The sequence below is a fragment of the Pseudomonas sp. Pseusp9 genome (assembly GCF_059491265.1).
Genome location: NZ_CP168500.1, coordinates 1,333,746 through 1,359,615, shown reverse-complemented (window position 1 = coordinate 1,359,615; position 25,870 = coordinate 1,333,746). Strand labels below are relative to the sequence as shown.

General features: G+C 61.1%; 28 protein-coding genes and 1 pseudogene. 8 read left to right on the top strand and 21 right to left on the bottom strand.

Features of this window, described 5'->3' with window-relative positions; genetic code table 11:
* Positions 1-24: 24 nt before the first annotated feature.
* Entirely contained in the window at positions 25-330 is a 306-nt protein-coding gene (locus tag ACEN8E_RS06040) for a ribbon-helix-helix domain-containing protein (protein WP_429367323.1), read from the bottom strand.
* A gap of 14 nt (positions 331-344) precedes the next feature.
* Positions 345-926 (bottom strand): DJ-1/PfpI family protein, encoded by a 582-nt coding sequence (locus ACEN8E_RS06035; protein ID WP_495591829.1) that lies wholly within the window; start codon positions 924-926, stop codon positions 345-347.
* A 270-nt stretch (positions 927-1,196) separates the two neighbouring features.
* On the opposite strand from ACEN8E_RS06035, the gene ACEN8E_RS06030 reads away from it, so the two are divergent.
* Positions 1,197-2,111, top strand: coding sequence for a DMT family transporter (locus tag ACEN8E_RS06030; RefSeq protein WP_495591828.1), 915 nt, complete (start codon positions 1,197-1,199; stop codon positions 2,109-2,111).
* On the opposite strand, the gene ACEN8E_RS06025 is transcribed toward ACEN8E_RS06030, so the two are convergent.
* The 3 genes from ACEN8E_RS06025 to ACEN8E_RS06015 form a co-directional block, all read right to left on the bottom strand.
* A complete protein-coding gene (locus tag ACEN8E_RS06025; protein ID WP_495591827.1) occupies positions 2,101-3,327 on the bottom strand; it encodes a class I SAM-dependent methyltransferase in 1,227 nt (408 codons plus the stop codon). The two genes, ACEN8E_RS06030 and ACEN8E_RS06025, sit on opposite strands and share 11 nt — an antisense overlap.
* 132 nt (positions 3,328-3,459) lie before the next feature.
* On the bottom strand, positions 3,460-3,822 hold the full coding sequence (locus ACEN8E_RS06020; protein ID WP_495591826.1) for a hypothetical protein: 363 nt from the start codon (positions 3,820-3,822) through the stop codon (positions 3,460-3,462).
* 2 nt (positions 3,823-3,824) lie between these two features.
* On the bottom strand, positions 3,825-4,103 hold the full coding sequence (locus tag ACEN8E_RS06015; protein WP_495591825.1) for an Ogr/Delta-like zinc finger protein: 279 nt from the start codon (positions 4,101-4,103) through the stop codon (positions 3,825-3,827).
* 300 nt (positions 4,104-4,403) lie between these two features.
* Here ACEN8E_RS06015 and ACEN8E_RS06010 point away from each other — a divergent pair, with 300 nt between their 5' ends.
* On the top strand, positions 4,404-4,829 hold the full coding sequence (locus ACEN8E_RS06010) for a helix-turn-helix domain-containing protein (protein WP_495591824.1): 426 nt from the start codon (positions 4,404-4,406) through the stop codon (positions 4,827-4,829).
* Positions 4,830-4,939: 110 nt separating this feature from the next.
* Here the strand turns inward: ACEN8E_RS06010 and ACEN8E_RS06005 are convergent, their stop codons facing one another.
* The 5 genes and pseudogenes from ACEN8E_RS06005 to ACEN8E_RS05985 all read right to left on the bottom strand — a co-directional run bounded on the left by ACEN8E_RS06005 (position 4,940) and on the right by ACEN8E_RS05985 (position 7,759).
* Entirely contained in the window at positions 4,940-5,296 is a 357-nt protein-coding gene (locus tag ACEN8E_RS06005) for a putative holin (protein ID WP_495591823.1), read from the bottom strand.
* On the bottom strand, positions 5,283-5,585 hold the full coding sequence (locus ACEN8E_RS06000; protein ID WP_495591822.1) for a helix-turn-helix domain-containing protein: 303 nt from the start codon (positions 5,583-5,585) through the stop codon (positions 5,283-5,285). The genes ACEN8E_RS06005 and ACEN8E_RS06000 overlap by 14 nt, the downstream gene beginning before the upstream one ends.
* A 130-nt stretch (positions 5,586-5,715) precedes the next feature.
* Entirely contained in the window at positions 5,716-6,333 is a 618-nt protein-coding gene (locus tag ACEN8E_RS05995; RefSeq protein WP_495591821.1) for a TPM domain-containing protein, read from the bottom strand.
* Between the two features lie 28 nt (positions 6,334-6,361).
* A pseudogene (locus ACEN8E_RS05990) lies at positions 6,362-7,116 on the bottom strand (TPM domain-containing protein).
* Positions 7,117-7,153: 37 nt separating this feature from the next.
* Positions 7,154-7,759 (bottom strand): LemA family protein, encoded by a 606-nt coding sequence (locus tag ACEN8E_RS05985; RefSeq protein ID WP_495591820.1) that lies wholly within the window; start codon positions 7,757-7,759, stop codon positions 7,154-7,156.
* Between the two features lie 261 nt (positions 7,760-8,020).
* On the opposite strand from ACEN8E_RS05985, the gene bglX reads away from it, so the two are divergent.
* Entirely contained in the window at positions 8,021-10,312 is a 2,292-nt protein-coding gene (bglX, locus tag ACEN8E_RS05980) for a beta-glucosidase BglX (RefSeq protein WP_495591819.1), read from the top strand.
* Positions 10,313-10,453: 141 nt separating this feature from the next.
* Here the strand turns inward: bglX and ACEN8E_RS05975 are convergent, their stop codons facing one another.
* From ACEN8E_RS05975 to ACEN8E_RS05935, 9 genes are all read right to left on the bottom strand, one after another.
* Entirely contained in the window at positions 10,454-11,611 is a 1,158-nt protein-coding gene (locus ACEN8E_RS05975) for a phospholipase D-like domain-containing protein (RefSeq protein WP_495591818.1), read from the bottom strand.
* Positions 11,612-11,613: 2 nt separating this feature from the next.
* Positions 11,614-12,204 carry a YceI family protein gene (locus ACEN8E_RS05970; protein ID WP_495591817.1) on the bottom strand — a complete coding sequence of 197 codons (591 nt, stop codon included), beginning with the start codon at positions 12,202-12,204 and terminating at the stop codon, positions 11,614-11,616.
* 102 nt (positions 12,205-12,306) lie between these two features.
* A complete protein-coding gene (locus tag ACEN8E_RS05965) occupies positions 12,307-13,077 on the bottom strand; it encodes an IclR family transcriptional regulator (protein ID WP_495591816.1) in 771 nt (256 codons plus the stop codon).
* Positions 13,078-13,159: 82 nt separating this feature from the next.
* A complete protein-coding gene (locus ACEN8E_RS05960; protein ID WP_495591815.1) occupies positions 13,160-14,608 on the bottom strand; it encodes an amidase in 1,449 nt (482 codons plus the stop codon).
* Positions 14,605-15,915: a citrate-proton symporter gene (locus ACEN8E_RS05955; protein ID WP_495591814.1), complete on the bottom strand. Its 1,311-nt coding sequence runs from the start codon at positions 15,913-15,915 to the stop codon at positions 14,605-14,607. The genes ACEN8E_RS05960 and ACEN8E_RS05955 overlap by 4 nt, the downstream gene beginning before the upstream one ends.
* 82 nt (positions 15,916-15,997) lie before the next feature.
* On the bottom strand, positions 15,998-17,173 hold the full coding sequence (locus ACEN8E_RS05950) for a M20 aminoacylase family protein (RefSeq protein ID WP_495591813.1): 1,176 nt from the start codon (positions 17,171-17,173) through the stop codon (positions 15,998-16,000).
* Positions 17,174-17,318: 145 nt separating this feature from the next.
* Complete coding sequence (locus ACEN8E_RS05945) at positions 17,319-17,642, bottom strand: amidase (protein ID WP_495591812.1); 324 nt, start codon at positions 17,640-17,642, stop codon at positions 17,319-17,321.
* Positions 17,639-18,733: a serine hydrolase domain-containing protein gene (locus tag ACEN8E_RS05940; RefSeq protein WP_495591811.1), complete on the bottom strand. Its 1,095-nt coding sequence runs from the start codon at positions 18,731-18,733 to the stop codon at positions 17,639-17,641. The genes ACEN8E_RS05945 and ACEN8E_RS05940 overlap by 4 nt, the downstream gene beginning before the upstream one ends.
* A 155-nt stretch (positions 18,734-18,888) precedes the next feature.
* Positions 18,889-19,776 (bottom strand): acyl-CoA dehydrogenase family protein, encoded by an 888-nt coding sequence (locus tag ACEN8E_RS05935; RefSeq protein WP_495591810.1) that lies wholly within the window; start codon positions 19,774-19,776, stop codon positions 18,889-18,891.
* Positions 19,777-19,931: 155 nt separating this feature from the next.
* On the opposite strand from ACEN8E_RS05935, the gene olsB reads away from it, so the two are divergent.
* A complete protein-coding gene (gene olsB, locus ACEN8E_RS05930; RefSeq protein ID WP_057400777.1) occupies positions 19,932-20,687 on the top strand; it encodes an L-ornithine N(alpha)-acyltransferase in 756 nt (251 codons plus the stop codon).
* Complete coding sequence (locus ACEN8E_RS05925) at positions 20,687-21,478, top strand: lysophospholipid acyltransferase family protein (RefSeq protein ID WP_495591809.1); 792 nt, start codon at positions 20,687-20,689, stop codon at positions 21,476-21,478. Before olsB ends, ACEN8E_RS05925 begins: the two co-directional genes overlap by 1 nt.
* A gap of 108 nt (positions 21,479-21,586) precedes the next feature.
* On the opposite strand, the gene ACEN8E_RS05920 is transcribed toward ACEN8E_RS05925, so the two are convergent.
* Positions 21,587-22,165, bottom strand: coding sequence for an acyl carrier protein phosphodiesterase (locus tag ACEN8E_RS05920; protein ID WP_495591808.1), 579 nt, complete (start codon positions 22,163-22,165; stop codon positions 21,587-21,589).
* Between the two features lie 170 nt (positions 22,166-22,335).
* Here ACEN8E_RS05920 and ACEN8E_RS05915 point away from each other — a divergent pair, with 170 nt between their 5' ends.
* Genes ACEN8E_RS05915 through ACEN8E_RS05905 form a run of 3 tightly spaced genes read left to right on the top strand, consistent with a single transcriptional unit; the run spans position 22,336 to position 24,919 of the window.
* The gene (locus ACEN8E_RS05915) at positions 22,336-22,638 is read left to right on the top strand and encodes an ArsR/SmtB family transcription factor (RefSeq protein WP_007983055.1); all 303 of its coding nucleotides are present in this window, start codon (positions 22,336-22,338) and stop codon (positions 22,636-22,638) included.
* A 34-nt stretch (positions 22,639-22,672) separates the two neighbouring features.
* Positions 22,673-23,839: an MFS transporter gene (locus ACEN8E_RS05910; RefSeq protein WP_495591807.1), complete on the top strand. Its 1,167-nt coding sequence runs from the start codon at positions 22,673-22,675 to the stop codon at positions 23,837-23,839.
* 30 nt (positions 23,840-23,869) lie between these two features.
* Positions 23,870-24,919 (top strand): alkene reductase, encoded by a 1,050-nt coding sequence (locus tag ACEN8E_RS05905; RefSeq protein WP_495591806.1) that lies wholly within the window; start codon positions 23,870-23,872, stop codon positions 24,917-24,919.
* Positions 24,920-25,148: 229 nt separating this feature from the next.
* On the opposite strand, the gene emhR is transcribed toward ACEN8E_RS05905, so the two are convergent.
* On the bottom strand, positions 25,149-25,781 hold the full coding sequence (gene emhR, locus ACEN8E_RS05900) for an efflux system transcriptional repressor EmhR (RefSeq protein WP_495591805.1): 633 nt from the start codon (positions 25,779-25,781) through the stop codon (positions 25,149-25,151).
* Between the last annotated feature and the right edge of the window lie 89 nt (positions 25,782-25,870).

Genomic DNA, 25,870 nt, shown 5'->3' with positions numbered 1-25,870 from the left:
GCGATGGAGTCGACACGATCTGCCCTACTTCACCACTGCGCGCACCACCGACAACTCCGGCGCCTGAGCCCGGCGCTGACTCAGATACCGCGTACAACTCACCCGCAGGAACGAGGCGAAATTGACCACTTCACCGCGATAGTCCATCACTTCTTCATACAGCTTGGCGATCAACTGATTGGTGGTCATGCCGTCGACCTCGGCGATTTCGCTGAGAATGTCCCAGAACTGGTTTTCCAGGCGCAGGGTGGTGACCACCCCGCAGATGCGCAGCGAGCGGGAGCGCGATTCGTAAAGAATCGGGTCGGCTTTGACGTACAGCTCGCACATGGACAGGTCCCTCGTTACAGCGTGATTTTGGTGCCCAGCAACCCCAGGAAACCGGCCAGCCAGTTCGGGTGCGCAGGCCAGGCCGGAGCCGTGGCCAGATTGCCCTGAACATGGCCGTCCGTCACCGGGATATCGATATAGGTGCCGCCCGCCAGGCGCACTTCCGGAGCGCAGGCCGGATAAGCGCTGCATTCGCGACCTTCGAGCACGCCCGCTGCCGCCAGTAACTGCGCACCATGGCACACGGCGGCGATCGGTTTGCCGGCCTTGTCGAATGCGCGCACCAGCTCCAGGACTTTTTCGTTCAGGCGCAGGTACTCCGGTGCACGGCCGCCCGGAATCAGCACGGCGTCATAATCGGCGGCATTGACCTTGGCGAAATCGAAGTTGAGGGTAAACAGGTGACCGGGTTTTTCACTGTAAGTCTGGTCGCCTTCAAAGTCATGGATCGCCGTGCGCACGGTCTGGCCGGCGGTTTTGTCCGGGCAAACGGCGTGCACCGTATGACCGACCATCAGCAGCGCCTGGAACGGCACCATCACCTCATAGTCTTCGACGTAATCACCGACCAGCATCAGAATTTTTTTCGCAGCCATGGGGAGGACTCCTCTGGAAGTGGGCGTGCAGGAGTATTCAAGGTAGTCCGATTCCGCAGGAGTAGGTAATAACCAGCTACTACCGTGTAATCGTTCTTCGCGAGCAGGCTCGCTCCCACAAGAACGACGCAATTCCTGTGGGAGCGAGCCTGCTCGCGAAAGCGTCTGCAAACTGTACGGATAACTCTGCACCTAGCTGTAACAGCGGCTTTCCCAAGGTTTATGGCTAGATAACGACATCTCCCACCCTCCAAGACTCTGGTTGCCATCATGTCCTCGCGCGAAAACACCGGCATGGCCCTGGGCCTGCTCGGCGTTGTGATCTTCAGCCTCACCCTGCCCTTCACGCGGATTGTCGTGCAGGAACTCCACCCGCTGCTCAACGGCCTGGGGCGGGCACTGTTTGCGGCGGTTCCGGCGGCGTTGCTGTTGCTGTGGCGCCGGGAAAAATGGCCGACCTGGAAACAGGTCAAAGGCCTGGCGCTGGTGATGGCCGGGGTGATCCTGGGTTTCCCGGTTTTGTCGGCCTGGGCCATGCAAACCTTGCCGGCGTCCCACGGTGCGCTGGTCAACGGATTGCAGCCGCTGTGCGTGGCGCTGTACGCCGCATGGTTGTCCCATGAACGACCTTCGAAAGCCTTCTGGGGTTGCGCCGCATTGGGCAGTGCGTTGGTGCTCGGTTATGCACTGATCAGCGGTGCCGGCAGTATTCAGGCCGGTGACTTGCTGATGCTTGGCGCCATTGCAGTGGGCGGGCTGGGGTACGCCGAGGGAGGCCGACTGGCCAGGGAAATGGGCGGCTGGCAGGTGATCTGCTGGGCGCTGGTGCTATCGACGCCGCTGCTGATCGGCCCGGTGGTGTACCTGGCGCTGCAACATCAGGGCGAGATTTCCACCAAGACCTTGTGGGCCTTCGGTTACGTCTCGCTGTTTTCGCAGTTCATCGGTTTCTTCGCCTGGTACGCCGGGCTGGCCATGGGCGGCATTGCCCGGGTCAGCCAGATCCAGTTGCTGCAGATCTTCTTCACCATCGCCTTCTCGGCGCTGTTCTTCGGCGAACACATCGAGCCGATCACCTGGCTGTTTGCCGCCGGGGTGATCGTGACGGTGATGCTGGGACGCAAGACTGCGGTGCGCCCGGCGCAACCGGGCACATTACCGACCGGGATTCAGGTCAAACCTTAGCCGCGAGGAAACCATCGGCGCGCAGCAACGTTTCCAGGCAATGCTCACTGATGTGATAGAAATCCTTCAGCTCCTGGATTTTCGCCAGCAACTGGGCCGGGTCTACCGGCTCGGCACGCTTGACCGCCAGGATCATCTTGTTCTTGTTGGTGTGGTCCAGTGAGATGAACTCGAACACCTTGGTCTCGTAGCCGCAGGCTTCAAGGAACAACGCGCGCAAACTGTCGGTGACCATTTCCGCCTGCTGGCCAAGGTGCAAGCCGTATTGCAGCATCGGTTTGAGCAGCGCCGGGCTCTGGATTTGCAGGCGTATCTGTTTGTGGCAGCACGGCGAACACATGATGATCGACGCGCCGGAGCGGATGCCGGTGTGGATCGCATAGTCGGTGGCGATATCACAGGCATGCAGGGCGATCATCACGTCCAGCTCGCTCGGCGCCACGCTGCGCACGTCACCGCACTTGAACACCAGCCCCGGATGCTCAAGCCTTGCCGCCGCCGCGTTGCACAGGGTGACCATGTCTTCACGCAGCTCGACGCCGGTCACTTCGCCTTCGGCCTGCAAGGTGTTGCGCAAGTAATCGTGGATGGCGAAGGTCAGGTACCCCTTGCCCGAACCGAAGTCCGCCACACGCACCGGTTTGTCCAGCGCCAGGGGTGACGAGGTCAGCGCATGGCTGAACACTTCGATGAACTTGTTGATCTGCTTCCACTTGCGCGACATCGCCGGGATCAGTTCATGCTGCTTGTTGGTCACACCCAGATCGGTGAGAAACGGCCGGCTCAGGTCAAGAAAACGGTTTTTCTCACGGTTGTGCTCGGCCGATGGCACTTCGCGCAATTGCTGAGGTTTGCTCTTGAACAGCGATGACTTGCCCTTTTTGCTGTATTCGAGCTGGGCTTCGTCGGTCAACGACAACAGATGCGCATTTTTGAACGACGCCGGCAGCAGCCCGGCAATGCTCGCCACGCCTTCGGCCAGCGGCAGGTTCTTGGTGATATCGCGAGTCTTGTAGCGATAGACAAAAGACAGGCAAGGCTGCGCCTTGACGGTCACCGGTTTGATGATGATCCGCTGCAGGTCCGTTTCATCGCCCGCGTACTTGGCCAGTACCAGTTTGATGAATGCATTGTGCTCGAGGCTGGTTCGCAGCAGGTCGATGAACTGGGCGTGATGATCCGGCACGAGGCTGGCGGGAGTGGCGGTGACGGACATGGAAAAACGGCCTCAGGCGATACAAATCGGAGAATGCCGGTATTTTAAGGGGGACGAGCACTTTGGGCACGGGGTTATTTTGTGGCAGGTCCCAGTCATTCGGCCCAGGACCTCGATACAACCATTGAAACCTCAGGATTCCACCAGGCGAAGCCTGCGATTGTTCGGTGAGTTAATGATGTGTTTGACGATCAACCCCACGGGTACTGCCCAGGTCAGCCCGTTGGCAGGGTCAGTCACTACGGCAACCGTTTCGGAACTTGCATCGATGTCCAGGCGACGACGGTCGTTGCACGATTTGAGTACGCCGTAGGCACGGCTAACCAGCCTTTCCGCCAGGTACATGGGTACATCCATATTCTGCAAATGCTTCACCGCGCGACAGAACAGGACTTGATCGTCGATCCCCCCTTCACTCTCATGACGCCCCAAAAACGCCTGGGCTATAGCCAATAGTTCATCATTCAGGTCTGCATCTTCATCGATGACCTTCATGCTCACCCCTCCTGCGGCACTTCTGTCGGTGCAGGACTGACTGCAACAGGCCCTGCGGCACGGCGCAGATCGGGTCCGGCGCAAGGCAGGCGTACGGCCGGGTTGGGCATGCCACTGGGCGAAAGCTCATGGGTCATTTCAAATTCGGCACGTACCGACCAACCGCACGCTTCCGACGTACATTGCAGATAGGCCACCCGCAGGAAAATATGTCGGCCCTCACTGGTGCGGATGCGCATCCTGTTCAAGCAGTGCGGGCACACCATTTTATAAGTACTCATGCTTGACTCCCGGCGGTCATTGGGTGGCAATCAACCTGATCAAACGCAATACTGCTAGACAGGTTCTTTGTGGTGTTGCGGCCTTGTGAACAGTGTCTGCCAGACATAAGGAAGTGCATCGGGCAGTCCTGTAATGGGTTGGAGCCAAGCTCGTAGGAAATCACCCTGATACCATTAGGAAGTTTCGACATCGTATTCTTCTGACTCATCTTTAGTGATTGATTACTTACAAGAAAAAAAGTACTCATTACGCATAAATTAGGCACTCAAAAAGCATATGTCAAAAGGAAGAGGCTCAAATTGCGTAGCAAAAAATCACAAGCTGTTCTGGCTCGCCTGAAGCAAGTTACTGGCACAAAAACCGATGCTTCTTTATCCTCCGCGCTACAGATCAGCCCGCAAACCCTCAGTAGCTGGCGAGGCCGCGACAGCACGCCATACTCATTATGCGTAGAAATCGCTCAAACGCGAGGGATCTCCCTTGACTGGCTGCTGCTGGGTGAAGGGCCGATTCAGAGACAAGCAGTTACTGATTCCTCGGAAGCCAATCAGGAAAGCACCACACGGGAAAACACCATTCTCGCGCTCTGGCGGTTGCTCGACGAAGATGGTCGCAGCGCCATACAAAACGCACTCGAGGAAAAGCAACGACTGCGCAATATGGAACTCAGACTTGCCGAAATGGCCTCTACTCTGGCAACACTTAAACTTTCGAATGAAACTTGATGACCTGCCGGCAATGAAGTTATTCATCGCACTGATAACACGCCAGCCCGAACGTACGGTTCTAGCGAGCAACGCCCGTCACCCCGCCAAAGCAATCCTTTCACGACCTGTCATTTTCTCCCTCTCAGATGTCGAATGATTTCGCCGATACCGGCGCCATCGATCCATTGCATGAGCTTGATGCTGATGGGAATAACGATCAGCGCACAAAGAAAGGCCGTTACGCCTGCGGTCAGAAAAGGCGCCAGCGGATGCGCGACAGGCGTAAAGAGGTAACCGACACCTGCAGACAACAACCAGGAACCAATGCGCTGCCAGGCTTTGAAGTCCGTGCGAGTGGTCGTGACCAGCCACGCACCAAGCATTGCACCGAACAGTACCTCGCCATCAACAACCGGCAGAGTGGCAATCCCCATTCCCAACATGAGCCCGCTGATGCCGTTGTAGGTCGAATCAGTCAGGCTCATGTGCACCTCGCGCTACGACCGAGTCCACGAGGATCGCCCCCGACTCGATCGCCTTGAGCAATGCACAAGTGCGAGAGCTGACGTCGAACTTCCGACGAATATTGGCGAAGTGAAAGTTGACGGTGGATTCCGCGCAATTCTCGATCCTGGCGATCTCCCAGGAAGTCTTGCCCTTGAAACACCACATCAGGATTTGTGTTTCTTTCGCCGTCAGCTTCGCCGTTGGCGTACCTCCCTCTCTGCCTGGAGCTACCCGTGTCAAAGAGTCATTCGATTGTTGGGTTGGCATAAGAATCCCTCTACGCGGGAACACCCGTCGCTGGGTGTCCACTGTTAGAGAGAAATACTGACGACAAGGCCGAACCCGGACAATTGACGGGAGTTGTAGCGGCGAGCGCTACACAACGCCATGCCCGGACCTAGCCGAGCACCACCAGGCGGTTTGGCAACTCATTGCGCACATGGGTCACTGGCACATGCACCTTGAGCAGCTCGCCGCAGGCTTCGATGCAACTGATAAAACCTTGCAGCGTCTGCCCCTGCTTCACTTGCTGGGTGAACGTGGCGACGATGGCGTCCCAGTTCTTGTTGTCCAGGCGACTGGATATCCCTTCATCCACCAGGATTTCCACATAACGCTCGGCCTCGGAAACGAAAATCAGCACGCCGGTGCTGCCTTCGGTGTGGTGCAGGTTCTGCTCCAGAAACTGCCGGCGCGCCAGGTTCGAGGCGCGCCAGTGGCGCACCGAGCGCGGGATCAGATGGGTGGTGACTTTCGGCAGGCGGAACACCAGGCAGAGGACGATGAAGCTGGCCCATTGCACCATCAGCAGGCTGTGCATGGTCAGCCAGCCAGTGAGGTAATGCACGACGCCCGGCACCAGCAGCGCCAGCAGACTGGCCCACAGCAACGGAATGTACGCATAGTCGTCGGCGCGGGCCGCGAGCACGGTCACCAGTTCGGCATCGGTATCACGCTCGACCCGGGCAATTGCCTCGGCGACTTTGCGTTGCTCGTGTTCAGTCAGTAATGCCATGTCGTGAATTGCCTGCTCGTTTTTATTATCACCAGCCGCCGGACGAACCGCCCCCGCCGAAACTGCCCCCGCCGCCGCTGAAGCCTCCCCTCCACCGCCGCCGCCAAATCCGCCACCGCCAAAGCCGCCCCCGGTTCCACCGGAGCCGCCACGGCCGGCGGGAAGGATACCGAGCATCTGGCATACAAAAACAGTCAGGATGAACAACATCACCAAAAACACCAACAACCCGGGATGCCGCGAGACAAAATCGTCCCCGGGATCGCCTCTGGATTCATATGCCGTGGAGGGTTCATCCAAGGGGTTGCCGCTCAGCACCACCAGCATCGCCGCCACGCCGTCACTGATGCCTTTACTGAAATTGCCGGTCTTGAACGCCGGGGTGATGACCCGGTTGATGATCACCGAACTCTGGGCGTCCGTCAGTCGATCCTCCAGGCCGTAGCCGACTTCGATGCGAAGTTTGCGCTCGTTGCGGGCGACAATCAGCAAGGCGCCGTTGTTCTTGTCCTTCTGCCCGATGCCCCAGTGGCGCCCCAGTTGATAACCGAAGTCAGCGATGTCGGCGCCTTGCAAATCCGCCAACGTCACAACCACAAGCTGTTCGCCGGTGGCTTGCTCATGGGCCTGAAGTTGCCGAGTGAGTTGCTCGCGCACCGATGGCTCGATCATCTGCGCGTTGTCGACCACCCGTCCGGTCAGCGCCGGGAAGCTCAGCTCGGCCCGGGCCGTGAGCGTTACCACCCACAACAACAGCAACAGGCCTGCTTTCAGGACGCGCATTGGCAACCTCTTGCGTGATGACGCCGACTGGCGCTTTTCAGAACTTGACCTCGGGGGCCTTTTCCGCCCCCGGCGTGGCTTCGAAGGTCTCGCGAATCGGCAGGTCGCTGTACATCACGCTGTGCCACAAGCGTCCGGGGAACGTGCGGATCTCGGTGTTGTATTTCTGCACCGCGAGGATGAAATCACGCCGGGCCACGCTGATCCGGTTCTCGGTGCCTTCAAGCTGTGACTGCAAGGCGAGGAAGTTCTGATTGGCCTTCAGGTCAGGATAACGTTCGGAAACCACCATCAACCGGCTCAAGGCGCCACTGAGCTGATCCTGGGCCTGCTGGTACTGCTTGAGTTTTTCCGGGTTGTCGAGGGTCGAGGCGTCCACCTGGATCGACGTGGCCTTGGCCCGGGCCTCAATGACCGCCGTCAGTGTCTCTTCTTCATGCCTGGCGTAGCCCTTGACGGTTTCCACCAGGTTGGGAATCAGGTCGGCGCGGCGCTGATACTGGTTCTGCACCTGACCCCAGGCGGCCTTGGCCTGTTCGTCGAGGGTCGGGATGTTGTTGATGCCACAGGCGGTCAGCAACGTGGCCAGCATCAGCAGCGTGACGACCTGCAAACGCGAACGGTAGGCTGGACTTACATTCATCAGGATGACGCTCCCTTGTACATTTCATGAAAAAGCCGACCGTGAAACCTTCTGAGCCGGGTCTTGGGGCATAATCGCCCGCGCCTCTGGATTGCAACGGGCCGATGGGCTAAAAAGAGGCCCTGCGCAAAAACGCATCCGCCCGCTGGCTGTCGTTTTTGGCTCTGTTTTTTGAGCCGGCACCCGAACAACAATAGACGTTCCCTAATTTTTGGCTGGCCGGCGTGTGCATCGCCGTTTGGGCCCTTGAGAAAACTATTCATGAAGAAGCTGTGTTTGCTGGGCCTGTTCGTCAGCCTGGCCAGTCATAACGTATTGGCCGCCACGACACCCGCACCCCTGGAGAACAAGGAAGCCTTCGTCAGCAACCTGATGAAGCAAATGACCCTCGATGAAAAAATCGGCCAGTTGCGCCTGATCAGCATCGGCCCGGAAATGCCGCGCGAAATGATCCGCAAGGAGATCGCGGCAGGCAACATCGGCGGTACGTTCAACTCGATCACCCGCCCGGAAAACCGGCCAATGCAGGACGCGGCCATGCGCAGCCGCCTGAAGATCCCGATGTTCTTCGCCTACGACGTGATCCACGGCCACCGCACCATTTTCCCGATCCCGCTGGCCCTGGCCTCGAGCTGGGACATGGACGCCATCGGCCTGTCCGGGCGCATCGCCGCCAAGGAAGCCGCGGCTGACAGCCTCGACATCACCTTCGCGCCGATGGTCGACATCTCCCGCGACCCGCGTTGGGGCCGTACTTCCGAAGGTTTCGGCGAAGACACCTACCTGGTGTCGCGTATTGCCGGCGTGATGGTCAAGGCGTTCCAGGGCACCGGCGCGAACGCGGCCGACAGCATCATGGCCAGCGTCAAGCACTTCGCCCTGTACGGCGCGGTCGAGGGTGGTCGCGACTACAACGTGGTCGACATGAGCCCGGTCAAGATGTACCAGGACTACCTGCCGCCGTACCGCGCCGCCATCGATGCCGGCGCTGGCGGGGTCATGGTTGCGCTGAACTCGATCAACGGCGTGCCGGCCACGGCCAACACCTGGCTGATGAACGACCTGCTGCGCAAGGAATGGGGCTTCAAGGGCCTGGCGGTCAGTGACCACGGGGCGATCTTCGAGCTGATCAAGCACGGCGTTGCCGCCGACGGTCGCGAAGCGGCGAAGCTGGCGATCAAGGCCGGCATCCACATGAGCATGAACGACACCCTGTACGGCAAAGAACTGCCAGGGCTGCTGAAGTCCGGCGAGATCCAGCAGAGCGACATCGACAATGCCGTGCGCGCGGTACTGGAAGCCAAGTACGACATGGGCCTGTTCAAGGACCCGTACCTGCGCATTGGCAAGGCCGAGGACGATCCGGTCGATACCTACGCCGACAGCCGCCTGCACCGTGCCGAGGCCCGTGATGTGGCGCGCCGCAGCATGGTGTTGCTGAAGAACCGCAACGAAACCCTGCCGCTGAAAAAGACTGCGAAAATCGCCCTGGTCGGTCCGCTGGCCAAGGCGCCGATCGACATGATGGGCAGCTGGGCCGCCGCCGGTAAGCCGGCGCAATCGGTGACCCTGTTCGACGGCATGAGCAACGCCCTGAGTGACAAGTCGACACTGATCTATGCACGTGGCGCCAACATCACCAGCGACCCGAAAATCCTCGGTTACCTGAACTTCCTCAACTTCGACGCCCCGGAAGTGGTGGATGATCCGCGTCCGGCGAAGGTACTGATCGACGAAGCGGTGAAAGCGGCCAAGGAGGCTGACGTCGTCATTGCCGCCGTCGGCGAGTCCCGTGGCATGTCCCACGAATCGTCGAGCCGTACCGACCTGAACATCCCGGAAAACCAGCGCGAGCTGATCCGTGCCCTGAAAGCCACCGGCAAACCGCTGGTACTGGTGTTGATGAACGGCCGCCCACTGACGATCCTCGAAGAGAAGGAACAGGCCGACGCGATCCTGGAAACCTGGTTCACCGGCACCGAGGGCGGCAACGCCATCGCCGATGTGCTGTTCGGCGACTACAACCCGTCGGGCAAACTGCCGATCACCATCCCGCGTTCGGTAGGCCAGATTCCGACCTACTACAACCACCTGACCATTGGCCGGCCGTTCACCCCGGGCAAACCGGGCAACTACACCTCGCAGTATTTCGATGACACCACAGGCCCCCTGTACCCGTTCGGCTACGGTCTGAGCTACACCGACTTCAGCCTGAGCGACATGGCGCTGTCGGCGACCACGCTGAACAAGACCGGCAAGCTCGACGCCAGTGTCACGGTGAAAAACACCGGCAAGCGCGATGGCGAAACCGTGGTGCAGTTGTACATTCAGGACGTGGCCGGTTCGATGATCCGCCCGATCAAGGAACTGAAGAACTTCCAGAAAGTGATGCTCAAGGCCGGCGAGCAGAAAGTCGTGCACTTCACCATCACCGAGGACGACCTGAAGTTCTACAACACCCAACTCAAGTACGCGGCGGAGCCGGGCAAGTTCAACGTGCAGATCGGCCTGGATTCAGAGGACGTGACGCAGCAGAGCTTTGAGTTGCTGTAATCCCTGAAACACCGCAACAACCCTGTGGGAGCGAGCCTGCTCGCGAAGACGGAGTGTCAGTCAAGATGGTGTCGACTGATCGACCGCATTCGCGAGCAGGCTCGCTCCCACAGTGGTTTAGTGGTGTTGAAAAGATCGGGGTCAACCCCTTCGATCCAGCAGATTCACCACCACCCGATCCACCCATCCCCACACCCGCTGCTTGACCCGCCGCCACAGTGGCCGCCGCTTCCATTCTTCCAGGCTGACTTGCTGGCTCAGGGCGAAGTCGTTCTCGAAACTCGCGGCCACCGCTCGGGTCAATCCGGGGTCCAGCGCTTCCAGGTTGGCTTCCAGGTTGAAGCGCAGATTCCAGTGATCGAAGTTGCACGAACCGATGCTCACCCAGTCATCGATCAGCACCATTTTCAGGTGCAGGAAGCACGGCTGGTATTCGTAGATCTTCACCCCGGCCCTGAGCAGTCGCGGGTAGTAGCGATGGCCGGCATAACGCACGGAGGGGTGATCGGTACGCGGGCCGGTCAGCAGCAAGCGTACATCGACGCCCCGGGCAGCCGCCCGGCGCAGGGAGCGACGGACTTTCCAGGTCGGCAAAAAGTACGGCGTGGCCAGCCAGATCCGTCGATGGCCGCTGTTCAGCGCGCGCACCAGCGATTGCAGAATGTCCCGGTGTTGGCGGGCGTCGGCATACGCCACCCGCCCCATGCCCTCGCCCTGGGACGGCACACGGGGTAACCGCGGCAAGCCGAAATGCGAGGCCGGTCGCCAGGCACGTCGATGGCGGTTGGCAATCCACTGCCGATCGAACAGCAGCTGCCAGTCGAGTACCAGCGGACCGGTGATTTCCACCATCACTTCGTGCCATTCGCTGACGTCTTCGCCCGGCGTCCAGAACTCATCAGTGACGCCTGTGCCACCGACCACGGCCAGGCTCTGGTCCACCAGCAGCAGCTTGCGGTGATCGCGGTAAAAGTTGCCGACCCAACGCCGCCAGCTCAGGCGATTGTAAAAACGCAGCTCCACACCGGCGGACATCAGGCGCTGACGCAAGGCCAGGGTAAAGGCGAGGCTGCCGTAATCATCGAACAGGCAGCGCACCCGCACACCGCGCTCGGCGGCCTGCACCAGGGCCTGGACCATGGCTTCGGCGCAGGCGCCCGCCTCCACCAGATACAACTCCAGCTCGACCTGTTCTTCAGCCCGGGCAATCGCCACCAGCATGCGCGGAAAAAACTGCGGGCCGTCGACCAGCAGTTCGAAGTGGTTGCCTTCACGCCAGGGAAAAATCGCTCCGGCCATTATCAGCGCGCCGTGAAAATCAGTACCGCACTCACTGGCACTGAAAGACTAATCGCCGAAAGACCGGCCATTTTGCGTAACGCCTCCAACCCTGGAGCCAAATCGAAATCCTCAGCATTGATCACCAACGGTTCGAGGGTCACCACCTGAAAGCGCCGGTCATCGAGCCGGGTCGCCAGCAGTTCGGCCTGGTACTGGTGTTGTTTGCCGTGCAAGTCGACCGTCAGCGGCAGGCGCAACTCCAATTGCGCGCCGGGAGCGAGGTCGTTGATCGGGCGCGGATCGATTTTCGTGGAGATCAAGGCGTCGGGAAACCGGTCGATCTGGAACAGTTCCTTGCGCATGCGCTCATCGCGCAAAGGGATGCCGCTGTTGACCGACTCCAGCTCGACTTCCACCTGCGCCAGCCCCTCGGGGTCGACTTTGCCGTGCAGCACCAGGAAACGCTGCACTTCGGAGACATTGGCATTCTTGGTGCTGACAAACGACAGGCGCGAAGACTCGCCATCAAGGTACCAGTCGGCGCGGGCCGACAAAGCGGCACCCGTCAGCAGCAGAAAAATGAGGGATCGGAGGGCGGAACGCTTGAACATAGAGACTCGTCAGGCAGAGAAACCTGTGCTGAACCTTAACCGGCCTGACACAGGTTGCAAGAAATGTGTTGCCTTGAGTCTCTAAACCACCACAAGTTCCACTCAGGCCATTGCCTGCTGCACATTGCCAATGGTGGCGGCCAGGCTGTTGAGGTGCAGGTTGAGTACCCGTTCCACCGGCGCCTGATCCATCGGCCAGTGCAGTGCCATGCTGCCCACGAGTCGGCCATCGGTGCGGATCGGCAAGGCCACCGCGCGAATCAGGAACGGCAGGCGCACCGGGTATTCCCAATAACCTTCGGTGCGCTGCCCGAAGCCTTGATGCAAGGCTTGTTCACTAGTGTTGAACAGGGATTCGTCCGTCATTCGCTCACGGCTGGCCAGACGCTCCACCTCATGGCTGTCCAGTTCACCCAGGCAGGCCCGGCCCATGGCCGAATGGAACAGGCTGGCGTGCTGGCCGACGATCTGGCAGTTGTTTGGATAGCGCTTGCGCAGCACCGTGGGGATCGCGCTTTCCATGACCTCGATCCGCTCACCGTCAAAGCACGACAGGTCCGCCACCAGCCCGGTGCGCTCGCTCAACTCCAGCAACAGTGGCGCGGCGTTTTCCACCAGGCGCCGCTTGAAGCGCTGCTGGCTGTCACCGAACAGGCGCTTGGCGCACAACCGATAGCGCCGGTCGCTCAGGCCGCGATAGATCCAGCCCTGCTCCTGCAGCGTCAGCAACATGCGCGACACCGTGGCCTTGGGCAGGCTCGTCAGGTAGTGCAATTCCTCCAGCCCCAACGCCTGATGCTCCCCCAGCAACTCGACAATCGCCAGGGCGCGCTCGACGGAACGCACGCTGCCGGATTCTGCCTTGTTCTCCATGGATTCAATCTCCCTCAGCCCGGATCGGATAATCACTGCTCTTTTTACAAAGCACAGCAAGATGCGGGCCTGTCCGCCAGGCTCAGGCATTTTGCAGACAACCGGGTGGCCGGCGCTTGACCCATTGAGTCAGCTGCTCATGGGCATGCGCCAGTTGCAACACCGCGCGGTCAGCCTGGGCCGGGCCTATGATTTGCAGGCCCATCGGCAATCCGGCCGGGTTGAATCCCACCGGCACACTCATGGTTGGCAGGCCCGCGAGGGTTGGCCCGATCACCACTTCCATCCAGCGGTGGTAGGTGTCCATGGCCTGCCCGCCAACAACGTGCGGCCAAGGGATTTGTGCATCAAAAGGAAACACCTGGGCAGTGGGCAACAGCAGGAAGTCGTAACGTTCGAACAATTCGTTCAGCGCTCGATACCACTCGCTGCGACTGACCGAGGCCTGATAGACATCCGTCGCCGTCAGACGCAGCCCGCCCTCGACCTCCCATTGGGCTTCGGGTTTGAGTAGTTCACGTTTTTGCGCATCGGCATACAGCCCGCCGAGACTGCCTTGCACCAGCCAGTGGCGATGCACCAGCCAGGTTTGCCACAGGCGCTCCATGGAAAAATCCGGCTGGCAGGCCTCGACGTTGCAACCCAGTGTGGCGAAGTCCTGCAATGCCGACTCACAAAGCTCCATGACACCGGGGTCCATTGGCAGGTACCCGTTGTAGCTCCCCAGCCAACCGAGCCGCACATCCTTGATATCCTGCTGCAACGAATGGTGAAAAATCCCCGGATCCTCAGTCAGAGACAACGGCACGCGCCGGTCGTACCCGGCCTGGGTGCCGAGCAAACGGGCAACATCAGTGACCGTGCGGCCCATCGGTCCTTCGGTGGCCAGTTGCTGGACGAACATCTCAGGCCCGGGTCCGAACGGTACACGCCCCTGGGATGGACGAAATCCAAAGACGTTGTTGAACGCCGCCGGATTGCGCAGCGAGCCCATCATGTCGCTGCCGTCCGCCACCGGCAGCATGCGCAACGCCAGCGCCACTGCCGCTCCGCCGCTGCTGCCGCCGGCAACCAGGGTCGGATCGTAGGCGTTGGTGGTGGTGCCGAACACGCTGTTGTAGGTTTGCGAGCCGAGGCCGAATTCCGGGACGTTGCTCTTGCCGATGATGATTGCCCCGCAGTCGCGCACCCGTGCCACGCTGATGGCATCGTGCTCCGGAACCTGCTCGGCGAATAGCGGCGAACCCAGGGTGGTGCGCAAGCCGGTGGTTGCCGCCAGGTCTTTGACCGCTTGCGGCATGCCGTGCATCCAGCCGCGGGACTGACCCCGGTCGAGTTGACGATCACGCTCGTCGGCCTCGGCCAGCAACGCCTCGGCCGGACGCAGGGACACCAGCGCATTGACCTGCGGATTGAAGCGTTCGATCTGCGCGAGATACGCCTGCATCACTTCGCGACAGGACACCTGACGCCCATGAATGGCCCGGGACAGCGCATCGGCGTCCATTTCAACAATCGGATTGCGGCTCAAGGTTTCACCCCAAGATTGAGTTCAACGGATCTTTTTTCCCGTGGCGCTTCGTGCATGCAGTAGGTGCCGAGCAGTGTCAGCAGGCAGGCGAACAGGACGTAGAAGGACGGTGCGACCGGCGTTGCCAGGACCTTGCTCAGCCAGGTGACGATCAGCGGCGCGAATCCACCGAAAACCATGACCGCGACGTTGTAAGCCACAGACACCCCGGTGGAGCGCACTTCGATCGGGAACTGCTCGGCCAGCGCGGTCGGAGCCGGGCCGAAGAAACCGCCGATCGCACTGCACAGCAACAGTTGCATTACCAGCAAACGCTCCACCGATGGCGCCGCCGCCACCCACACATACAAGGGATAAACCATCAGGAAAAACGCCAGGGTGAAAGCCATCAACACCGGGCGTCGGCCGAGGCGGTCCGACAGTGCGCCAGACAAGGGAATGATCACGGTCATCAGCGCCACCGCGAGCATTTGCACCAGCAGCACCTGATCCAGCGGCAGGCCGAGATTCTTGTGGGCGAACGTCGGCATGTTCACCAGCACCACGTAGAACGACACAGTTGCGCCACAAGCCAGGCCCATGGACACCAGAATACTGCGCCGGTATTCGCGGATCACTTGCATCAGGCTTGGGCTCGCGCCTTTGGCCTGCTTGCGCGCTTCAAGAAATTCTTCCGGTTCCTCCATGTGTTTGCGAATCCACAAGCCTACTGGACCGATCAACAAACCCAGCACAAAGGGAATCCGCCAGCCCCAGCTCTCCAGTGCCTCAGGGGACAGCAGGTGGGTGAACAAGGCGACCATCGCCGCCCCGGAGAACACCGCCAGGCATTGCCCGACCAATTGCCACGAGCCGTACAACCCCTTGCGGTGGGCCGGTGCGCTCTCCACCAGAAACGCCGTGGCGCTGGCGTACTCGCCGCCCGTGGCGAAGCCTTGCAGCATGCGCGCAACCACGATCAACAGCGGCGCCCCCATGCCGATGGCGGCGTAGTTCGGCGCGAACGCGATCAGTGCGATGGACAGGGTCATCAGGCGAATGATCATTTGCATCGCCGCCTTGCGCCCTTTGCGGTCCGAATACATGCCCAGCAAGATACCGCCCACCGGACGCATGAAAAAGCCGACGCCGAAAGTCGCCAGGGCCATCAGCAAGGATGCGTATTCGTCGTCAGACGGGAAAAATTGCCGGGCGATGATGCTGGCCAGAAAGCCGTAAACGATGAAGTCATACCATTCCAACGCGTTGCCGATAACGGCCGCGACCACCTGCCGGGTGCGCGAAACGCCTGTGTTCGAAGTGTGCATGGGGAACTCTCCAGAAACCTGTTGGGTAACGGCGGGCACGACAGCGCGCGCCCGGTCCAGCGGCAGTAGACAGTGGTGGAATTCAGGCCGGCTTGAGCCAGCTCTCGGTCAGCGCGCCCCAGTACGCGGCGCCGGTCAGCAGGATGTCGTCGTTGAAGTCATAAGCGGGGTTGTGGACCATCGGCCGCGATACGCCATTACCGATAAACAGGTACGCGCCAGGGCAGCGTTGCAGCATCCAGGCGAAGTCTTCGCTGCCCATGAGTTTGGGGGTATTGCCATCGACCGCATCAGCACCGACCAGTTCGACGCCGACCTGCCGGGCGAATTCGGTTTCGGCCGCGTGGTTGACCAGCACCGGGTAGGCCGGACGATGTTCGATGCGCGAGCTGCAGCCGAAACTCCGGGCCTGGGATTCGATGATTGCGCGCACGCGGTCGAGAGTCTGCTCGCGCACCTGGGCGTTCAGTGCCCGCAGGCTCAAGCGCAGGATCGCCTGTTGTGGAATGACGTTGGCCGCCTCCCCGGCCTGCAACGCGCCAACCGTGACCACCGCCGCCTGCTGCGCATCGATGTTGCGCGCGACCACGGTCTGCAGGGCCATGACCACACTGGCTGCCGCCACCAGCGGATCGACCGCCAGATGCGGCATCGAACCGTGGCCGCCGACACCTTCGATGGTCACGTTAAGCAAATCCTGTGAGGCCATCATCGGCCCCTGACGAAAGCCTAAATGGCCGGCAGGTAGCCCTGGCATGTTGTGCATGCCGAACAACGCATCGCACGGAAAACGTTCGAGCAAGCCATCAGCGAGCATCGCTTCGGCACCACCCTGGCCTTCTTCGGCAGGCTGGAAAATCAACGTCAGGGTGCCGTCGAACTGACGGGTCGCCGCCAGGTAGCGCGCCGCGCCCAACAGCATCGTGGTGTGTCCGTCATGCCCACAGGCGTGCATGCAGCCCTGATGCTGGCTGCTGTAGGTTGCGCCGGTGTTCTCGATGATCGGCAGCGCATCCATGTCCGCCCGCAACCCGAGTCTGCGCGGGCTGCTGCCATTACGCAGCACGCCGACCACACCGGTCTTGCCGATGCCGGTGTGCACCTCGTAGCCCCAATCCGCCAGGGACTTGGCCACCAGCGCCGAGGTGCGGTTTTCCTCGAAGCCGAGTTCCGGGTGGGCGTGGATGTCCTGGCGGGTGGCATGCAAGTCGCTGGCCACGTCGCTGAGCCAGGCAAGGATGTGCTGATATCGGGTCATGACGATTGTCCTCGGGCCGGGTGTAATCCCGTTCTTGTTGTTCGCGATGATTTCGCGACAGCAGGTCGCGCTCACCGCCAGATAACCGTGAGTCGCGAGCGAGGACAATCAAATGTGGTTCCACAGAGTGGAACCTGAAAGGATATCAGGGCTGCAAGCGACAGCCCTGACGCTCGCCGATCCACACGGCGCTGTTGTGGCGGCCCATGCCACTGACCGTGACTCGCTTGCCGGCCGGGTCATCGGTAAAGCTGTTGGTGGGCAACCATTGTTTCACATAACCGTGGCAGTACTCGGCGTCGTTGTTCATCACGTAGCGGCACGAACAGTACTCCTTGGCGGTGTATGCGCTGATGATGTCGGGGAACGCCCACAACGCCACCCGTTCGTGCCAGATCCAGCCGAACAAGGCGATCAGCAGGATCAGCAACAGGGATGCGATCGGTCGGCGGCGAATGAAACCGCTCATGGCTGCACCTTCCTGGCAAAGGCGTTGAGCGCGAGCTTGAGCAATTCGTTGTGCCGGTAACTGCCGTCGCGATCATCGCCGTAGCGAACGATCACCAGGTGTTCACTGGGGATCACATACATCGCCTGCCCCCAATGACCGAGCGCGGCGAAGGTGTCGGCGGGGGCATCGGGCCAGGGTTTTTCCGCGCCCTCAACGGCTCGATTGAGCCACCATTGCCCGCCCGGAACGGCATCATCCTGATGGGCGTGATAGTGAGCGAACGGCTCGCGGTTGAACGCCACCCAGTCCTTGGGCAGCAGTTGTTTATCTCCCCAGCGACCCTCGCGATCCATCAACAGACCGACCCGGGCCAGATCCCGTGCAGTAAGGTAGGCATAGGACGAAGCCACGAAGGTGCCCGTGGCATCGGCTTCCCAGGTGGCGTGGCGAATGCCCAGCGGTTCGAACAATGCAGCCCATGGATAGTCTGGATAGCGGCTGGGGCCGACGATGGTTTTCAGCGCAGCGGATAACAGATTGCTGTCTCCGCTGGAGTAGCGAAATGCCTGGCCCGGCGCCGCGTACGCCGCATGGGCTGCGGTGAACGCAGCCATGTCGTGGTGACCGCGTGTGTAGAGCATGGCCACCACCGAAGACTTCAGCGGTGCGTATTCATAGTCCTCTTGCCAATCCAGGCCCGAGGCCCAGTGCAGCAGGTCGGCCATGGTCATGTCGGGGTGTTTTTGCAGGGGTGGATAGAACTTCGCCACCGGGTCGCCGAGTTTGAACAAGCCTTCGCCATAGGCCACGCCGAGGACCGTGGCCATCAGGCTCTTGCTGATCGACCAGGTCAGGTGTGGCGTCTCGGCCGTCGTCGGACCGGCGTAGCGCTCGTAGAGCAACTGGCCGTCGCGGATCACCAGCAAGGCATCGGTGCGAATGCCCTGGCGAGTGCTGTCATCGCGGGATGGAAAAGCGTAGGCCTCCAGGGCTTGAAGCGCCGGGCCGCTCGGCGTCGGAGCGGTCGGCCATTGCTCGGCGGGCCAGTATTCGGCCCGGGCCGTGACGCTGAGCAACAGCATGAAAATCAGGGACAAGCCTTTGGGCATGGCGAGGGCTCGGAGATTGAACTGGCTGAGCCTAGTCGAGGTTGATGACAGTTCCTGGATTTGTGTTGCTGTTGAGGTCGTCTTCGCGAGCAGGCTCGCTCCCACATTTGAAATGCATTCCCTTGTGGGAGCGAGCCTGCTCGCGAAGAGGTCGGTCAATCCAGCGAAGATCCGGAAAGTGCCTTGGCCAACCGCTTGCCCCGCGCGCCCGCCGCCAATTCCATCACCGCCCGGTCACGCTGCCACATCGCCGCCCACTGCGCAGGCCCTGCAGCCAGTGCCTCGTCCACTTCAACCTTGAGCCCTTCGAACTGTGCAAACAGCCCGCCAAGCACCACGTGCCCGGCCGGGCTGGTCGGCGGCTGGCGGCTGCTTTCCGCGCACCCGGCCAACAACCCCAACAGGCGCAATTGCAGGGATTGCGGCCAGGCACAGTCCTGACCGATACCGTACAACCACGCCGTCATGGCGCTCAGTACATAGATGTCTTCCAGCGTGCGAAACGGTTTGACGTAGGCATCCCAGCCATCCCCCGCGAGCAACTCGCACTGCGCGTTATCCAGATACAACCGGCCATGGCTGATGTCCGGCATCAACGGGATCGGCGCCAGTTTTTCCACGCGCACACCTGGCTCATCGCGATAGATCACCGCCAGGCTCAAGCGCGGATCGGCACCAGGCGCCTCGCTGCGCGCCGCCACCAGCAACCAGTCGGCGGCATCCCCGGCGGTGACGAAATCCTTGCGGCCGCTCAGGCGCAAACCGCTCAGCCGGGTTTGCATGTCGGCCGGGCGCAGGCTGCGCTGTTCGGTGGCGCACAACGCGCCGAGGCTCAGTGGCGCACTCGGCCAGAGCATGCGCAAGGCCGCTTGATAGCCCACCAGAAACGCCAGGCCCGGCGTCGCCATCAATCGCCCGCCGAGCACGGCCAGTTCAAACGGCGTGACCGTTCCCAACTGCTGCAACAAGGTCGCGAAACCTTCGGCCAGATCCGGGTTGGCGGGCAGGCGATCACGGCGGTTCAACAGGGTTTGCCAGGGCATAAGAGGCTCCTTGAGGGCTGTCATATAAGCATCACCAAAGCTTAATGGCGATGACACCGGGGCTACATAGCCTGACTTTGCACAACACGGCTAGACAAAGAAAGTCGATTCGCTGTAGCCCAAAGACGGGTGAGCAGCCCGCACGGAGATTCGCCATGACTCAGATCGCCCGCATCAGCGACACCGGCAACGAACGCCGCCTGCAAGCCGAACGCCTGGTGGGCGCCGAGGCGTTGCAGGAAGCCCAGGCCTTGCGCTTCAACGTGTTCAGCGGCGAATTCAACGCCAGGCTCAAGGGCGCTGAACTGGGTCTGGACATGGATGACTACGACGTTCACTGCGCCCACATCGGCGTGCGCGACTTGAACACCGGGCGTCTGGTGGCGACCACCCGCTTGCTCGACCACACGGCTGCCAGCAGCCTGGGCAAATTCTACAGCGAAGAAGAATTCAGCCTCCACGGCCTGGTGCATCTGCAAGGCCCGATCCTGGAAATCGGCCGCACCTGCGTCGACCCGGCCTACCGCAACGGCGGCACCATCGCCGTACTCTGGGGCGAACTGGCCGAAGTCCTGAACCAGGGCGGCTACAGCTACCTGATGGGTTGCGCGAGCATTCCGATGCAGGATGGCGGCGTGCAGGCCCACGCGATCATGCAGCGTCTGCGCGAACGCTACCTGTGCACCGAACACCTGCGCGCCGAGCCGAAGAACCCGCTGCCAAGCCTGGACATCCCGTCGAACGTGATTGCCGAAATGCCACCGCTGCTCAAGGCCTACATGCGCCTGGGCGCGAAGATCTGCGGCGAGCCATGCTGGGACGAAGACTTCCAGGTCGCCGACGTGTTCATTCTGCTCAAGCGCGACGAACTCTGCCCGCGCTACGCCAAACACTTCAAGGCGGCTGTGTAATGAGCCGGTTGCGGGTGTACGCGCGAATCGCGCGAGTGCTGATGGTGGTGACGCTGGGCCTGGGCATGGCCAGCGTGTTCGGGCTGTTCGAGCGCCTGGGCATGGCCCATTCGATGGCGCGTCGCCAGCGCTGGTCGCGGTTTTTCATGGCGCGCCTGAGCAACGCCCTGCCCTTTGACGTGACCGTCCACGGCGAGCTGCCGAAGGCGCCGATGCTCTGGGTCAGCAACCACGTGTCCTGGACCGATATCCCGCTGCTGGGCATGCTCACGCCGCTGTCGTTCCTGTCCAAGGCCGAAGTGCGCACCTGGCCAGTGGCCGGCTGGTTGGCGGCCAAGGCCGGCAGCCTGTTCATCCGCCGTGGCGCGGGTGATTCCCAGTTGATCCGCAAGCAGATGACTCGCCACCTGGAACAGGCCTATCCACTGCTGATGTTCCCGGAAGGCACCACCACTGATGGCCGCTCGCTGCGTACTTTCCACGGTCGCCTGCTGTCCGCCGCCATCGATTCCGAAGTGGCGATGCAACCGGTGGCGATTCGTTATGTGCGTGACGGCAAGCCTTGCGCGCTGGCGCCATTCATTGGCGACGATGACCTGCTCTCGCACCTGATGCGCCTGTTCGCCAATGACCGTGGCGGCGTGGAGATTCATCTGCTCAAGCCCATCGAGTGCCAGGGCCGGGAACGCGCGGCGCTGGCGTTCGAAGCGCAGCAGGCGGTGCAGAAGGCGTTGTTCGGGACGATCCCGGAAAAACAGCAAGCCCCGATGCGTCCCGCGATTGCCGCTTGAGCACATGCCATCTGTGGGAGCGAGCCTGCTCGCGAATGCGGTGGATCAGTCGACATCAATGTCGGATGACAGACTGCATTCGCGAGCAGGCTCGCTCCCACAATGGATTTATGTGCCAGTGTGGTTCCGGGCGAAATCCTGCAACTGCGGATAGAACAACCGAAAGTCCTCGCTCAACGGTTCATACAAGCGCCGCAACTCTTGCATCGCCGCCGCCAGCTCCTCCGGCCGGGTCAGGCGTCGCGAGATCCCGCGCAATACCTGCTCCAGCACTTCGAACTCCCGATAAGACCCCAACCAGTCATTGGCCACCATGTGCGGCGCAATCTGCGCCAGCCGCTCCGGCAATTGCCGTTCGCTGGACAGCACCCGGTAGACGTCCGAGGTGAACAACGCCAGGGGTCGATCGGCATACAGCGCCCAGTCCCGGGCCAGGCAATGGTCGAAAAACACGTCGAGCACGATCCCCGCATAGCGACGACGGGTCAGGGAAAAACGCGACAACGCGACATCCACCTGCGGATGGCGATCGGTGAACACGTCGATGCTGCGGTGCAACTGGATAGCCCCTTCGATTTCCGCAGCGAACTGCCCTTGCAGCCGTCCCTTGACGAAATCGCCATACAGGCTGCCAAGCAATTGGCCAGGACGCTGGCCACCGAGGTGAAGATGTGCGAGATAGTTCATGGGCGCAGCTTAGCACTGCCCCATTGCCTTGTTACACTCAACATATCGTTATAACTCGATATACCGAAATGTGAGTTGGTCAGAGCCAAATCATATTTGTATATCGCGAAATACCGATTTAAAGTTCGCCTCATCGCGATATAGCGTTTTAAACATCACGAGCCCACATCATGACCATCAATCTCGACGAAATAATAAAAGCCCTGGCACACCCAGTCCGGCGAGAAATCCTGCACTGGCTCAAGGACCCGACCGTCGAATTTCCCGACCAGTCCCACAGCAACGAGCACGGCGTTTGCGCCGGGCAGATCGATCAGCGTTGCGGCCTGTCGCAGTCCACGGTGTCCGCACACCTGGCGACCCTGCAACGCGCCGGCCTGATCAGCAGCCGCAAAGTCGGCCAGTGGCACTTCTTCAAACGCAACGAGGAAACCATCCAGGAATTCCTCAAAACCTTCAGTAAAGAGCTCTGACCCTTAACGTCAGTTGGCCGATAAGGAATTAAACATGCCCCTCTCGCTACTCATCCTGGCCTTGAGCGCCTTCGCCATCGGCACCACCGAGTTCGTCATCATGGGCTTGCTGCCCAACGTGGCGGCTGACCTCGGTGTGTCGATTCCCGGCGCCGGCTGGCTGGTGACCGGTTACGCCCTGGGCGTGGCCATCGGCGCGCCGTTCATGGCGCTGGCCACCGCCAGACTGCCGCGCAAGGCAGCCCTGGTGGCGTTGATGGGCATTTTCATTATCGGCAACCTGCTCTGTGCAGTGGCCAGTGACTACAACGTGCTGATGTTTGCCCGTGTGGTGACCGCACTTTGTCATGGCGCCTTCTTCGGTATCGGTTCTGTCGTGGCTGCCGGCCTGGTGCCTGCGAACAAACGCGCTTCGGCCGTGGCCCTGATGTTCACCGGCCTGACCCTGGCCAACGTCCTCGGCGTACCGCTGGGCACCGCACTCGGTCAGGAAGCCGGCTGGCGTTCGACCTTCTGGGCCGTGACCGTGATCGGTGTGATCGCGCTGATCGGTCTGATCCGCTTCCTGCCGGCCAAGCGCGATGAAGAAAAACTCGACATGCGCGCCGAACTGGCCGCGCTCAAGGGCGCTGGCATCTGGCTGTCCCTGAGCATGACGGCACTGTTCGCCGCCTCGGTGTTCACCCTGTTCACCTACGTCGCGCCGCTGCTGGGCGAAGTCACCGGCGTCTCGCCCCGTGGCGTGACCTGGACCCTGATGCTCATCGGCCTGGGCCTGACGGTCGGCAACATCATCGGCGGCAAGATGGCGGACAAAGGCCTGGCCGCCACGCTGATCGCCGTGTTCATCACCATGGCCGTGGTGTCCACCGTGCTGACCTGGACCAGCGTCGCGCTGATCCCGACCGAAATCACCCTGTTCCTCTGGGCCACCGCGTGCTTTGCCGCCGTACCGGCCTTGCAAGTGAACGTGGTGACCTTCGGCAAAGACGCCCCGAACCTGGTGTCGACCCTGAACATCGGCGCTTTCAACATCGGCAACGCACTGGGAGCCTGGGTCGGCGGCAGTGTGATCGCCCACGGCTTCGGCCTGACCAGCGTGCCCCTCGCCGCAGCGGCCCTGGCGGTACTCGCCCTGCTGGTCACCCTGATTACTTTCCGTCAGAGCGGCAATCCCGATCTGGCCCCTGCTACCAACTGACCGACCATTACCTCACGAGGGTTGCATTAAATGACGACTATTTTCGATCCGATCAAACTGGGCGACCTCGAGTTGGCCAACCGCATCATCATGGCGCCACTGACCCGCTGCCGCGCCGACGAAGGTCGCGTGCCGAACGCGCTGATGGCCGAGTACTACGTACAGCGCGCCTCCGCCGGCCTGATCCTCAGTGAAGCCACGTCGGTTACCCCGATGGGCGTCGGCTACCCGGACACCCCGGGCATCTGGTCCAACGATCAGGTGCGTGGCTGGTCCAACGTGACCAAGGCGATCCATGGCGCGGGCGGCAAGATCTTCCTGCAGTTGTGGCATGTGGGTCGCATTTCCCACGGTTTGTACCTCAACGGTGAAGCCCCGGTCGCCCCGAGCGCCATCCAGCCAAAGGGCCACGTCAGCCTGGTTCGTCCGCTGGCCGACTTCCCTGTCCCGCGCGCCCTGGAAATCGCTGAGATCGCCGACATCGTCGACGCTTATCGCGTCGGTGCCGAGAACGCCAAGGCCGCCGGCTTCGACGGTGTGGAAATCCATGCCGCCAACGGTTACCTGCTCGACCAGTTCCTGCAAAGCAGCACCAACCAGCGCACCGACAACTACGGCGGCTCCCTGGAAAACCGTGCGCGCCTGCTGCTGGAAGTGACTGACGCCGCCATCGAGATCTGGGGTGCCGGCCGCGTGGGTGTGCACCTGTCACCACGCGCCGACTTGCATGACATGGGCGACGACAACCTGGCCGAAACCTTCACCTACGTCGCAAGCGAACTGGGCAAGCGTGGCATTGCCTTCATCTGCTCGCGTGAAAAAGAAGGTGCCGACAGCCTCGGCGCACAACTCAAGGAAGCCTTCGGCGGCCCCTACATTGCCAACGAGCGTTTCACCAAGGACAGCGCCAACGCATTGCTCGCCAGCGGCAAGGCCGACGCAGTCGCCTTCGGCGTACCCTTCATTGCCAACCCTGACCTGCCGGCACGCTTGCAGGCTGACGCGCCGCTGAACGAGCCGCGCCCGGAACTGTTCTACGCCAAAGGGCCGGTCGGTTACATCGACTACCCGGCGCTGTAACCGGCAACCGTTGAAAACAAAAAGCCCCGACTCCAAAGAGCCGGGGCTTTTTACTGCCTGTGGAATCGATAGATGGACTTCTCACAGGCTCGACACAAAATCCCTACAAATTACTGAGCTTGCTACCTGTCATCCCGCCCGGAGTGCGTATATAAAAGCACCCCATTACGGCACATCGGGTGACAAAAAGGCCCCCGGCTGACACACGGAGCCAATTACGTATTTTGTTTCATTTGCGCAGGCTGGGGCTCAAGCGCAGCATATCCAGTCCGGTATCGACCCAACGCTCGGCTTCGGTGTGCAACTCAAAACCGTCGGGGGCCAGCAACCACTGGTACAAAATGCCGTCTATATAAGCATGCAAGCTGATCGCGGCGCGGGCGGTATCGAGGTTTTCCGGCAACTGGCCGCGATTCACGGCATTACTCAGGGCCAGGCCGATCCGTACATTGCATTCGAGGCTGGCCGACACGCGCTGTTGGCGCAGGTCGCACATTTCATCGGTGAATTCGCACTTATGAAAAAGAATCTCATTGATGCGTCGGGTTTTCGGGTCCAGAGCAACTTGATGAAACAAATGAATCAACAGTTTGCGCATGCAGCCCAGGGGATCGAGTTCGTCTTCGCTTTCGCTGGCCTTGGCCATTTCTTCCAGCGGCTCATGCAAGGTGTCGAGCATGGCCTGCACCAGATCCGCCTTGTTGCTGAAGTGCCAGTAAATGGCCCCGCGAGTGACACCGGCCAGGGTCGCGATGTCCGCCAGGGTCGTGCGCGCCACGCCTCGTTCGAAAAAGGCCTTTTCGGCCGCCACGAGAATTTGCGCGCGGGTTTCCTGAGCTTCCTCTTTGGTACGACGGACCATGGCAGTACAACCTCAATCAGGGTGCTTCAGTGATGTCTGAATATCAGCTGAATAAAAGTGGGGCGAACGTTCTGGGGGTCAGTCCCCGG